Consider the following 10,875-nt stretch of genomic DNA (forward strand, 5'->3'; position numbering starts at 1 on the left):
GGCCGCATGACCCAGCCCGCGCCCCGCGAATCGTCACGCCTCGCCATCGTCGACATCGCCCGCGGCGTCGCGCTGCTGGCCATGTTCGTCTACCATTTCGCCTATGACCTCTCGATGTTCAGGCTCATCGAGACCGATATCGTCGCCGAACCGGGCTGGCGATTATTCGCACGCGGCATTGCCGGCACCTTCCTGACCATCGTCGGGTTCAGCCTCGTCCTCGCAACGCGCAAGGGGCTCGACCACGCGGCGTATCTGAAGCGTCTCGCCATGGTCGCGGGCGCAGCCGCCCTGGTCACGCTCGGAACCTGGCGGTTCATGCCCGGCGATTTCATTTTCTTCGGCATCCTGCACCATGTCGCGGTTGCTAGCGTGCTCGCTCTGCCCTTCCTGCGCCTGCCACTCATCATCGTCGCACTGGCAGCGGTGCTCGCCTTCGCTCTCCCCTCCTTCATCGCCCATCCGCTGCTCGACCAGCCCTGGGCGGTTTGGCTCGGCTTCTCGCAGGCGCCCATTCAGACCGCCGACTTCGTGCCTGTCTTTCCTTGGTTCGGTTGCGCGCTGAGCGGCATCGTGCTCGCGCGCCTCGTTCTGCCGCGCCTCACCGGCACAGCGCTCGCCGGCTGGCGGCCCGGCGACAAGGTTTCCCGAATCGTCGCCTGGGGTGGGCGTCACAGCCTGCTGGTCTATCTGGTCCACCAGCCGCTCTTCATCGGCGCACTGATGCTGTCGACGCAGATCATCGCCCCGCCCTCACCGGAGGAGCGCGCCTTCCGGACCGAATGCCAGCGCAGCTGCGCCGGCCCGAACGTGCCTGAGCAAGTCTGCAAGGCGGTCTGCGCCTGCACCATCGACCGGCTCAAGCGCGAGCAGCTCTGGCAGAAGGCGCTGGACAACCTCCTCTCTCCGCAGGAAAGCGCCCGCATGACCGAGCTCGCCCAGGCCTGCCTGCGCGACGGACGCTGATGCGAAATAGCGCACTGGCGTCGGGCGGGTTCACGCGATAGGTTGCGGCCGAATTCCAGCCTTTCGAAGAGCGACGACCATGGCCGCGACCGGCATCCCGCATTTTCACAACGACCCCGGCGTACCCGTGATTCAGGTCGGAGCGCACGAGTTCATGTGCATCGGCGCCAAGCCGCCCTTCGACCATCCGCATGTCTTCCTCGACATGGGCGCGGACCATGAAATCATCTGCCCCTATTGCTCGACGCTGTTCAAATACGAGCCGTCGCTGACGGGCGCCGCCTGCATCCCGCCGGAATGCGCCTATACGGATTCGGTCAAGGCCGCCTGAGGCTGAACAGGGTCTGCCGGCGGCACGGGTACTGAGGGCCCCCGTGCCTCGTCTTCCAGCACCATCATCGAAGGCGCTTATCCCGTGTCCGCTCCTCATTTCGTCATCGCCGGCGCCGGCATCGGCGGCCTGACCATGGCCCTGTCGCTGGCGCGGCGCGGCATCGCCGCGACCGTCGTCGAGAAGCGCACCGGATTCGGCGAACTGGGCGCCGGCCTGCAGATCACCTCCAATTCCGGCCGCGTGCTCGATGCGCTCGATCTCGCCTTGCCGCTGAAGCGCATCAGCGTCACCTCGCACGGGTTGATGGTCCGGCGCTGGACCGATGGCTCGCCGGTGCTGGAGATGCCCTCCAGCCCCGAGCGCATGCCGACGCCGTTCCGCATGATGAAGCGCAACGACCTCCATACCGTGCTGCTCGACGCCGTCCGCGCCATGCCGAACATTCGCCTGATGGTCGGCCGCAGCGTGCAGGATGTCAGCCCGGATGGGAGTGGCGTCACGGTCGGGCTCGCCGCACGCGACGGAATCGGCGGGACGCTCTCCGCTCTCGGGCTGATCGGCGCCGACGGTCTGTGGTCGCGCGTCCGTGATCTCACCGGCGATGACTCGCCGCCGGTCTTCACCGGCTACGAGGCCTGGCGCGCCGTGGTGCCGGCCCGGGCCGACGACAAGCCCCGCGTGACGCTGCATATGGGCTCCGGTCGCCATGCGGTGCACTATCCCGTCGCCGGCGGCCGCGAAATCAACATCGTCGTCGTTAGGCAGGCGAGGGAAGCGCGCGAGGGCTGGTCCCGCGAGGGCGACCGCACCATCGTGACCGAACATCTCGCCGGCGCCTCCCCGGCCCTGCGCGGTCTCACCGGCGCCGCCGACGGCTGGCAGGTCTGGTCGCTGTTCGACCGCAAGCCGGCCGCCATGGCCAAGGAGCGGATCGCGCTGCTCGGCGATGCTGCCCACCCGATCCTGCCTTTCCTCGCGCAGGGCGCTTCGCTCGCTATCGAGGATGCCACGGTGCTCGCCCGCCTGCTCGCGGAGACGCTCGGTCGCGAGGGCGCCGCCGGCGTGCCCATGGCCTTCGCCGCCTATGCTGCCGCTCGCGCCCAGCGCGTCGCCCGCGTGCAGGAGGAGAGCCGGAGCAACGGCCGCAACTACCACATGGGCTGGCCACTCAGCATCGCCCGCGACTTCGCACTGAAGCGTCTGGGTCCGACGGGCCTGCGCGACCGCTATGGCTGGCTCTACGACTGGCAGGATGCGGCCTAAACTGGCGGCCCGACCTCGTCAAAGCCGCAATCGCTCCCTATCTCTGTGCCGGAGGAAGGGACCGACACCAGATGATCCGCGTCAATCTCTACGAACAGCTCAACGGCCGCGCCCGCGCCATGCCGCGCTGGCAGGCTTGGCTCGCCATGGCGGCGAGCCTCATCGTCGGTGTCGCGCTTTTCGTGCTGGCCGCGAGCCTCGCGCTCATCCTGATCCCGGTCGTGCTCGTCGTTGGTGCGATCGCGGTCTGGCGCCTGAAGGCCAAGCTGAAGGCGGCGGGCATCGACCCCGCCAATCCGTTCGCCAACCAGCCGCGCCAGCCGGATCGCGTTGAGATCATCGATGCCGAATACCGCATCGTCGAGCCGGACGAGCCGCGGCGCTGAAGCTCAGAACCCGCCCTTCAGGACGATGCCGGCCGCCGCACAGGCCGCCAGAACCAGCACCATGCCGAGCTTGAAGCGCAGCAATGCGATGGCCGCGCCAGCCGCAAGCAGGGCCGCGCGCCAGTCCAGCGTGGTCAGGACCGGCACCTCCGGGCTCATACCGAAGAAGGACAGGCTGACGACCTCGCGAAAGAGGACATGCAAGCCGAACCAGAGCGCGAGATTGGCGATGACACCGACCACAGCCGCTGTGATCGCTCCGAGCGCGGCTGAAATCGCCCGGTTGCCGCGCAAGGCCTCGACATAGGACGCACCCAGAAAAATCCAGAGGAAACACGGTGCGAAGGTCACCCAGACCGTCAGCAGCGCCCCCAACCCGCCGGCGGCGAGGGGCGGCAGACTACCCGGCGCACGAAAAGCAGCGAGGAAGCCGACGAATTCGAGCACGAGGATGAGCGGCCCCGGTGTCGTCTCGGCCAGGCCCAGCCCGTCGAGCATCTCGCCCGGCGCAAGCCAGCCGAATCCCTCCACCGCCGCCTGTGCGACATAGGCCAGTGCCGCATAGGCGCCACCGAAAGTCACCACCGCCATCGCGCTGAAGAAGCCGCCGATCTGCGTCCAGACGCTGCCCGATCCCGCCGCCAGCCAGAACAGGGCGACCGGCCCGAGCCAGAGCGGCAGCCAGGCGGCGAGCACGCCCGCCGCCCGCCTCCACGAAGGCCTGACATGATCGAGTTCTCCCCGCGCGAGCAGGCGGTCGAGCAAACCCTCGTCCGCCATGCCCGCACTGCCCGCTGCGCTGCCTGCGCCCGTCTTCGCGAACCAGCCGGGCCGGATGCGATCGCCGAACCAGCCAGCGAGCCCCGCCAGCAGAACGATCAGCGGAAACGGCAGCTTGAACAGGAAGATGCCGGCGAAGGCCGCGACGGCGACGCCGACCATCGCGCCGGTCTTCAGCGCCCGGCGGCTGATCCGCAAGCCCGCCTCTATGACGATGGCGAGCACGGCCGCCTTCACGCCGAAGAAGATGCCGTCGATCAGCGGAACATGGCGCCAGGTGACATAGAGGATGCTGAGACCGAGCATCACCAGCGCCCCGGGCAGGACGAACAGCAGGCCGGCGATGAGCCCCCCGATGGTCCGGTGCATCAGCCAGCCGATATAGACGGCGAGTTGCTGCGCCTCCGGGCCGGGCAGGAGCATGCAGTAGTTCAGCGCATGCAGGAAGCGGTCCTCGCCGATCCAGCGACGCTCCTCGACCAGTTCCTTGTGCATCAGCGCGATCTGACCCGCCGGCCCGCCGAAGGACAGAAAGCCGATCCGCGCCCAGATGCGCGTCGCCTCGCCCAGCGTCGGCAGGCGCGGCGCCGATGGCTCCAGCTCCCGCGCCATGCGACCTCACTCGATCCGGCTGACCAGGATCTTGTCGATGCGACGGCCGTCGAGATCGACGACCTCGAAGCGCCAGTGCCCCTTGTCGAAGCTCTCGCCGACATTCGGCAGATGGTTCATCTCGGCCAGTATGAAGCCGGCAACCGTCTGGAAGTCGGCATCGCGTGGAATCGGAATGCCCAGCTCATGCGAGAATTCGTCGACCTGCATCCAGCCCGCGACGAGATAGGAGCCGTCGGCACGCGTCACGATCGCCGGCTCGTCCTCTTCCTCCTCCTGGAAGGCGCCGATGATCGCCTCCAGCACGTCGCCAGGCGTGATGATACCTTCGAAATGGCCGTACTCGTCGAAGACCAGTGCCATATGCACGCGGCTGGAACGGATCTCGCGCAGAACATGCAGCGAGTCGGCCGTGTCCATCACGATCGGCGTCTCCTGCACCAGTGCGCGCAGCTCCTGCGTATCGCCGGCCTGAAGGAACTCGATCAGGTCCTTGACCACGATCACGCCAATGATCGAATCCGCCTCGCCGTCCTGCACCGGAAGTCGGGAGCGCCGCGTCGCACGCAATTGCTCGCGGATTTCCTCGGCGCTGTCCTCGAGATCGACAACCTCGACCTCGCGGCGCGGCGTCATCAATGCCCGGGCCGAGCGATCTGCAAGGCGCATCACGCCAGCGATCATCTCGCGCTCGTCGCGCTCCAGCACGCCGGCGGTCTCTGCCTCGGCGATGATGGTGCGCACCTCCTCCTCGGTGACCCTCTCTTCCGACTCGCCTTTCTGGCCGAGCACGCGCAGGACGGCCTTGCCCGAGATATCGAGCAGGAACACCAGCGGCGCGCCGACCTTGGAGAGCAGCGCCATCACCGGCGCGACCCGCGCCGCGACCCGCTCCGGATCGCGCAGCGCGATCTGCTTCGGGACGAGTTCGCCGAGGATCAGCGACAGATAGGTGATGGCGACGACGACGATACCGACGCCAAGCGTGTCCGACATCGATTGCGAGAAACCCTGCGTGCCCAGCCATTCGGACAGGCGCGCGCCGAGCGTGGCGCCGGAGAAGGCGCCCGAGAGCACGCCGACGAGCGTGATGCCGATCTGGACAGTGGAGAGAAAGCGACCGGGATCTTCCGCGAGGCGCATCGCCGTCGTGGCGCCCTTGCTGCCTTGATCGCTGAGAACCTTGAGGCGCGCCGGGCGTGACGAAACCACGGCGAGTTCCGACATGGCGAGGAGTCCATTGACGATCGTCAGCGCCACGACGATCAGGATTTCGGTTAACAAAACCAGCCTGCTTGCTGCGTAGCCGCGACATCTGGCGACCCGCTTCCTGCCCCCTTATAACGGATCGTCGCCCCAACGCGATGGGGCCGGCGAAAGATTCGTGAGCGGATGATGAGCAAGCCCAGCTTCTGGCAACCGGTCGCCGATGCGCAGGCGGATGCCGACGCGCGCCTGCGCGCGCCCTCGGCCCAGCGCAACCGCGATGCGATTCTGCTCGTCCTGCGCGACGTGCTGCCGCCATCCGGGCGCGTGCTGGAGATCGCCTCCGGCTCCGGCGAGCATGCCGTGCACTTCGCCGCAGCCCTGCCAGGCCTGACGTTCCAGCCGAGCGATCCTTCGCCCGACGCAGTGGCGAGCATCGCCGCCTGGACCCGGGACTCGGGTCTCGGCAACGTCCTCGCGCCGCTGGTCGTCGACGCCACCGCACCTGACTGGCCGGTCGGAGCCATCGATGCGATCCTCTGCATCAACATGATCCATATCGCGCCTTGGGCGGCGGCCGAAGGGTTGTTCCGGCAGGCAGGTCGCCTCCTGAAGCAAGGGCAACCGCTCTATCTTTACGGCCCCTATCGCCGGCCGGGCCGGCCGCTCGAACCCGGCAATGCCGCCTTCGACGAAAGCCTGCGCAGCCGCGACGACGCCTGGGGCCTGCGCGAGCTCGATGCCGTTGCAGAGCTCGGCGCCGCCAACGGCTTCGGCGCACCTGCGATCGTCGAGATGCCCGCGAACAATCTCAGCGTGATCTTCAGGAAGAACTGACTGCCGGGCAGCCTGTCGTCTCCAAACGGAGAATCACAGCTCCGGAGATGGTGCGGACGGCGGGACTCGAACCCGCAAGCCTTTGAAGGCGCAAGATTTTAAGTCTCGTGCGTCTACCAGTTTCGCCACGTCCGCGAGCCGCACAGCGATAGCGGGCGGGCGCAGCTGGCGCAAGCCTGGGGATGCGCCAGCGGCGGAGCGTCTAGTGCCGGCGGGCGGGCTTGTACCATTCGACCCCATCGGGATCGACATAGAGCCCGGGCTTCACATCCGCGCCGATCGCCTTCTCCTCCATCGGCACGCGTACCGTGTCGTCCCGGTCTCCGCGCTTGATATAGGGGGCAGAGCCCTGCCCGGCCTGGCCATGCGCGCCGCGCCCGGCGCTGCTGGCCTGTCCGATGATGCCGCGCCGCCCGGCGACCTTGTCCTGCAATTCCGTCACTGGCCGTCCGGCAAAGGCGACCCTGGCCGTACCTTCGACCACCGGCACCGCCCGGCGCGCTGCGCCTTCACCGGTGACGCGCACGCCGATGAAGCGCGGCACATAGCTCGCGCCGCCCTTTCCGAAGGATTCCCAGCCGCCGGCCGAGATCATCTGTGCGCCGCAGCGCTTGTGGCTGCGCTCGCAGGCCGCGCGCGAGCCATAGCGCGGTGCGGCTTGCTCGAACTCGGCGCGGGCATTGCGATAGGCGAATTCGCATTGCTCAGCCGTCAGCTTGCCAGCCTCGATGCACTCGTCGCGACGAACATAGAGCGCAGCTTGCGCCTGCGCGGCGAGATCGGAAGGCCCCGTCAGCGACAGGGCGGGAGCAAGAGCGGCGACGCGCAGCAGCGCCAGAGCGGAACCCGGAATCATCATGCGGCGTAATAGAATGACGATTGTGGCCACAAGGCAGCGAGCCGAACTCACAGGAGCGATCGCCGCGAAGCCGCAAGCTCTCGTGTCGAGCCATAGTCGATCTTGCCGTTGCCGAGCACGGGAATGGCCTGCGTCACGAGGATCGCGCGCGGCACCCACAGCTCCGGGAAACCTTGCGCCTTCGCGGCCTCCTGCAGCGCGGCCCGATCGGCATCGGGCGTCTCGGTGACGAGGACGAGCTGCTCGCCCTTGCGCGCGTCGGGCAAGGCAACGACGACATGGTTCTGGCCCGGCCAGACCTTGGCGACCATGGTCTCGACCGCCGCCAGCGAAACCATCTCGCCGCCGAGCTTGGCGAATCGCTTGGCCCGGCCGCGGATCGCGACGAAACCGTTCTCGATCACGACGATGTCGCCGGTATCATGCCAGCCGCCCTCGGGCGGGATGATGCGGCCCGGCCGATCGGGATCGAGATAGCCCGCCATCACATTCGGCCCGCGCACGGTGAGCCGCCCGCCCTCATGGATGCCCTCGACCGGCTCCAGCCTCGCCTCGATGCCGGGCAGGAGCTTGCCGACCGTGCCCTCTTGCATCGCAGCAGGCGTATTGACGGCCAGCACCGGCGAGCACTCGGTGCAGCCATAGCCTTCGAGGATCGTGGTGCCATAGGGCTCCCACATCCGCTTGGTCTCGGCCTTCACGCGCTCGGCTCCGGCCACGACATAGCGCACGCTGCCGAGATCGTTCTTCTCCGCTGCGCGAGCGTACCCCTGCAGGAAGGTATCGGTCGCGAGCAGGAAGGTCGCCTTCATGTCCCCGATCAGCTTCGGTACCTGCTTGTAATGCAGCGGGCTCGGATAGAGCACGACCTTCATGCCATGCAGCAGCGGCACCATCAGCCCGGCCGTCAGCCCGAAGGAATGGAACGCCGGCAACGGGTTCATGAAGACATCGTGCTCGGAGATCGCGCCGGCGGCATGGGCGAAGACCTGTCTGGCATTCGAGACGATATTGGCATGGCTCAGCGCCACGCCCTTCGGCTTGCCCTCGGTGCCCGAAGTGAACAGGATCACCGCGGTGTTGTCAGGCTGCGTCTCATGAGCGCGATGGACGAACCCCGGCGCCAGACTCTGCAAGGCACCGAGCGCCTTGTCGAAGCTGGTGATCTGCTTGCGGACGTCTTCCAGATAGACGATGCGCCGCCCTTCGCCCAAGGCCGCGATCTCGTCGTCGAGCTTGCCCTGGTCGACGAAGCGGCGCGAGGTGACGATGGTCTTGAGCTGAGCCAGATCGGCCGCCGCGCGCAGGTTCCGGACGCCGGCCGTGAAGTTCAGCAGCGCCGGCACCCTTCCATAGGCGAAGAGCGAGAACAGCGTCACCGCCATCCCCTGCATGTTCGGCAGGAGCACACCGACCTGCTCCTTCGGCTCCGTCAGCGCCGCGAGCTTGCGCCCCAGCACCAGCGCGCCGAGCACGAGCCGGCCATAGGTGATCGGCTGGCGTTCCGGGTCTTCGAGCGCGATCCGGCCCTTGCCATGGCGGGCGATGGTCTGCAGCAGCGCGCGAAAGATGGTGATCCGCGCGCCCGCGGCATCGAAGCTGGTGGCGGCCATGTCCGGCGCGTCTCCCGTCGGCGTTTCCTGTGCCGATCAAACTAGGGGGATCGGCTCCGGTTTCAAAGCCGGTCTGGCGCACAGTCAGCGTCATTCGCGGATGAAACGTCGCTTCGGCATGGGGGGCAGAGAAATTATACCCGGATCATATTGCTTCGATGAATTCGCCCGGATAATAAGCTCCGATCCAAGGGAGCCCCCATGTCCGAGCCGACGCCCCACACCGCCTTCCGCGACACCACCCGCATCGCGAGCGGCCCGCTTGCCGCCGTCGCGCTGACCGTGAAGGCCGCCATCGCGGCCGCCCCCACAGCCACGATCCTCGTGTTCGACGACGCGACGGGCAAGGTCGTCGATCTCGACCTGCGTGGCAGCGATGCGGAGATCGCAGCCCGCTACACTCCCCTCGGCAGCGACGCGGCAACGGCAACCTACGATACCCCGCGTGGGCGGGGACGGCCGAAGCTCGGCGTCGTTGCCCGTGAGGTGACCTTGCTGCCGCGCCACTGGGACTGGCTGGCCCTGCAGCCGGGAGGCGCCTCGCAGGCCCTGCGGCGGCTCGTCGACGACGCCCGCAAGGCCGATGGCGGCCGCAGCCAGGCGCGCATGGGGCAGGAACGCGCCTATGCCTTCATCGCGACGATGGCGGGCAACCGCGAAGGTTTCGAGGAAGCCTCGCGTGCCCTTTTTGCCGGGGACCACGCACGCTTCGTCGAGCACAGCCTGACATGGCCGCAGGATATCCGCGACCATGCGGAGAAGCTGCTGGCCGGCAGCGCCCGGGCGAACGGCTGAAGGCATCCGCCGACGGGCTGGCTGCCTGCCCCGGAAGCATTCCGGCATCGCTCCCGCGGCGGGTTGCTGGCCGGACACAGCAAGGGCATAGCAGCGCCACGACATCACGCCGCCTGCACCGCCCTGCCGAAAGCCGCCTTTTCATGACCTCCCGCGCACAATGGCTCGGCATCCTCTGCGGCTTGCTCACCGCGATCATCTGGGGCGTCCAGTCCGTCGTCTCGCGGCACGCCATGCTGATCGATCTGACGCCGGCCGATGTCACGATCCTGCGCTTCGTCTCGGCGGCCGCCGTGCTGCTGCCCTGGGCGCTGAAGCATATGCGCCCCTTTCCTGTCGGTTCGCTCGGCTGGCCGCGCGCCTGGGCGATGGCGCTGCTGATCGGACCGCTCTACAGCCTGATCCTCGTCGCCGGGGCGTCCTTCGCGCCTGCGCTGCATTCGTCGATCATCTCGCCGGGCCTGATCCCGGTTTTCACGGCGCTGCTGATCTTTCTCGTCACCGGGGAACGCGCCGGGCGGATGCGGCTCATCGGCCTCGGCATCATTGTGCTGGGCATCGCCGTCTTCTCGCGCGATGCGCTCGCCATGGCGCCGTCGCGGCCCGATGCCTGGATCGGCGACCTGCTTTTCGTGCTGATCGCCTTCATGTGGTCGATCTTCGGCCTGCTCGCGCGGCGCTGGGGCGCAAGCTCGCTCGAGATCACCGCCGCATCATGCATCCTCGCGGTGCCGTTGCTCGTGCTGGTGGCGCTGGTATTGCCGATCCATATGGAGCGCGTGCCCTTCGCCGAACTGCTGCTGCAAGCGCTCTACCAGGGCGTCCTGGTCGGTGTCGTCGCGCTTTATCTCTACGCCCGCTCGGTCGCGACGCTGGGCGCGGCCAAGGCGACGCTGTTCCTGCCGCTGGTGCCGGTCGCGACGGCCACCGCCAGCGCCCTGCTGCTCGCAGAGACGCCCTCGCCTGCCGAACTCGTCGGGATGGCGATCGTGGTCGCTGGCATGCTGATCGCGTTCCGCTCGCCGTCTACCGGTTGAGCGGTCCAACACCCGCAGCCCTCATCCTGAGGAGCGCCCCGGTCCCAGCGCGCCGGACAGGAAGCTCAGCCCTTGTGTCCCTTGGCGATCGGCTCGACATAGGAGAGCCCGAGGTCCCAGGGGAAATAGATCCAGGTATCCTGGCTGACCTCGGTGATGAAGGTATCGACCGTCGGCAGGCCGGCCG

Annotated in this window: 11 protein-coding genes, 1 tRNA gene and 1 pseudogene; 7 read left to right on the forward strand and 6 right to left on the reverse strand. The window is 67.8% G+C overall.

Features of this window, described 5'->3' with window-relative positions:
* Positions 1–6 precede the first annotated feature (6 nt).
* The 4 genes from J0I42_RS16910 to J0I42_RS16925 all read left to right on the forward strand — a co-directional run bounded on the left by J0I42_RS16910 (position 7) and on the right by J0I42_RS16925 (position 2,949).
* Positions 7–966 (forward strand): heparan-alpha-glucosaminide N-acetyltransferase, encoded by a 960-nt coding sequence (locus tag J0I42_RS16910; protein WP_291656441.1) that lies wholly within the window; start codon positions 7–9, stop codon positions 964–966.
* A 79-nt stretch (positions 967–1,045) separates the two neighbouring features.
* Positions 1,046–1,297, forward strand: a complete 252-nt coding sequence (locus J0I42_RS16915; protein ID WP_291656442.1) for a zinc-finger domain-containing protein — start codon at positions 1,046–1,048, stop codon at positions 1,295–1,297.
* Positions 1,298–1,381: 84 nt separating this feature from the next.
* Positions 1,382–2,563, forward strand: coding sequence for an FAD-dependent monooxygenase (locus J0I42_RS16920; protein ID WP_291656443.1), 1,182 nt, complete (start codon positions 1,382–1,384; stop codon positions 2,561–2,563).
* A gap of 71 nt (positions 2,564–2,634) precedes the next feature.
* The gene (locus J0I42_RS16925; RefSeq protein WP_291656445.1) at positions 2,635–2,949 is read left to right on the forward strand and encodes a hypothetical protein; all 315 of its coding nucleotides are present in this window, start codon (positions 2,635–2,637) and stop codon (positions 2,947–2,949) included.
* A 3-nt stretch (positions 2,950–2,952) separates the two neighbouring features.
* Here the strand turns inward: J0I42_RS16925 and chrA are convergent, their stop codons facing one another.
* Both chrA and J0I42_RS16935 read right to left on the reverse strand, forming a co-directional pair.
* Positions 2,953–4,341 (reverse strand): chromate efflux transporter, encoded by a 1,389-nt coding sequence (gene chrA, locus J0I42_RS16930; protein WP_291656446.1) that lies wholly within the window; start codon positions 4,339–4,341, stop codon positions 2,953–2,955.
* A 6-nt stretch (positions 4,342–4,347) separates the two neighbouring features.
* Positions 4,348–5,610, reverse strand: coding sequence for a hemolysin family protein (locus tag J0I42_RS16935; protein ID WP_366509841.1), 1,263 nt, complete (start codon positions 5,608–5,610; stop codon positions 4,348–4,350).
* Positions 5,611–5,736: 126 nt separating this feature from the next.
* Here J0I42_RS16935 and J0I42_RS16940 point away from each other — a divergent pair, with 126 nt between their 5' ends.
* Positions 5,737–6,384: a DUF938 domain-containing protein gene (locus J0I42_RS16940; RefSeq protein WP_291656448.1), complete on the forward strand. Its 648-nt coding sequence runs from the start codon at positions 5,737–5,739 to the stop codon at positions 6,382–6,384.
* Positions 6,385–6,432: 48 nt separating this feature from the next.
* Here the strand turns inward: J0I42_RS16940 and J0I42_RS16945 are convergent.
* The 3 genes from J0I42_RS16945 to J0I42_RS16955 all read right to left on the reverse strand — a co-directional run bounded on the left by J0I42_RS16945 (position 6,433) and on the right by J0I42_RS16955 (position 8,856).
* A tRNA-Leu gene (locus tag J0I42_RS16945) sits at positions 6,433–6,519 on the reverse strand.
* A gap of 67 nt (positions 6,520–6,586) precedes the next feature.
* A complete protein-coding gene (locus J0I42_RS16950) occupies positions 6,587–7,243 on the reverse strand; it encodes a DUF1190 domain-containing protein (RefSeq protein ID WP_291656449.1) in 657 nt (218 codons plus the stop codon).
* A 47-nt stretch (positions 7,244–7,290) separates the two neighbouring features.
* Entirely contained in the window at positions 7,291–8,856 is a 1,566-nt protein-coding gene (locus J0I42_RS16955) for an AMP-binding protein (protein WP_291656450.1), read from the reverse strand.
* Positions 8,857–9,057: 201 nt separating this feature from the next.
* Here J0I42_RS16955 and J0I42_RS16960 point away from each other — a divergent pair, with 201 nt between their 5' ends.
* Both J0I42_RS16960 and J0I42_RS16965 read left to right on the forward strand, forming a co-directional pair.
* Positions 9,058–9,651, forward strand: coding sequence for a DUF2239 family protein (locus J0I42_RS16960; RefSeq protein WP_291656451.1), 594 nt, complete (start codon positions 9,058–9,060; stop codon positions 9,649–9,651).
* A 143-nt stretch (positions 9,652–9,794) separates the two neighbouring features.
* Positions 9,795–10,688: a DMT family transporter gene (locus tag J0I42_RS16965; protein WP_291656452.1), complete on the forward strand. Its 894-nt coding sequence runs from the start codon at positions 9,795–9,797 to the stop codon at positions 10,686–10,688.
* Between the two features lie 65 nt (positions 10,689–10,753).
* Here J0I42_RS16965 and J0I42_RS16970 read toward each other — a convergent pair.
* Positions 10,754–10,875, reverse strand: a pseudogene (locus J0I42_RS16970) (xanthine phosphoribosyltransferase); the annotation flags it as partial.

It is taken from the genome of Allobosea sp. (assembly GCF_017308015.1).
Lineage (GTDB): Bacteria > Pseudomonadota > Alphaproteobacteria > Rhizobiales > Beijerinckiaceae > Allobosea.

Coding starts and splice junctions, on each gene's coding strand:
- J0I42_RS16910 (WP_291656441.1), top strand. CDS start 7: ATGACCCAGCCCGCGCCCCGCGAATCGTCACGCCTCGCCATCGTCGAC.
- J0I42_RS16915 (WP_291656442.1), top strand. CDS start 1,046: ATGGCCGCGACCGGCATCCCGCATTTTCACAACGACCCCGGCGTACCC.
- J0I42_RS16925 (WP_291656445.1), top strand. CDS start 2,635: ATGATCCGCGTCAATCTCTACGAACAGCTCAACGGCCGCGCCCGCGCC.
- chrA (WP_291656446.1), bottom strand. CDS start 4,341: ATGGCGCGGGAGCTGGAGCCATCGGCGCCGCGCCTGCCGACGCTGGGC.
- J0I42_RS16940 (WP_291656448.1), top strand. CDS start 5,737: ATGAGCAAGCCCAGCTTCTGGCAACCGGTCGCCGATGCGCAGGCGGAT.
- J0I42_RS16950 (WP_291656449.1), bottom strand. CDS start 7,243: ATGATGATTCCGGGTTCCGCTCTGGCGCTGCTGCGCGTCGCCGCTCTT.
- J0I42_RS16955 (WP_291656450.1), bottom strand. CDS start 8,856: ATGGCCGCCACCAGCTTCGATGCCGCGGGCGCGCGGATCACCATCTTT.
- J0I42_RS16960 (WP_291656451.1), top strand. CDS start 9,058: ATGTCCGAGCCGACGCCCCACACCGCCTTCCGCGACACCACCCGCATC.
- J0I42_RS16965 (WP_291656452.1), top strand. CDS start 9,795: ATGACCTCCCGCGCACAATGGCTCGGCATCCTCTGCGGCTTGCTCACC.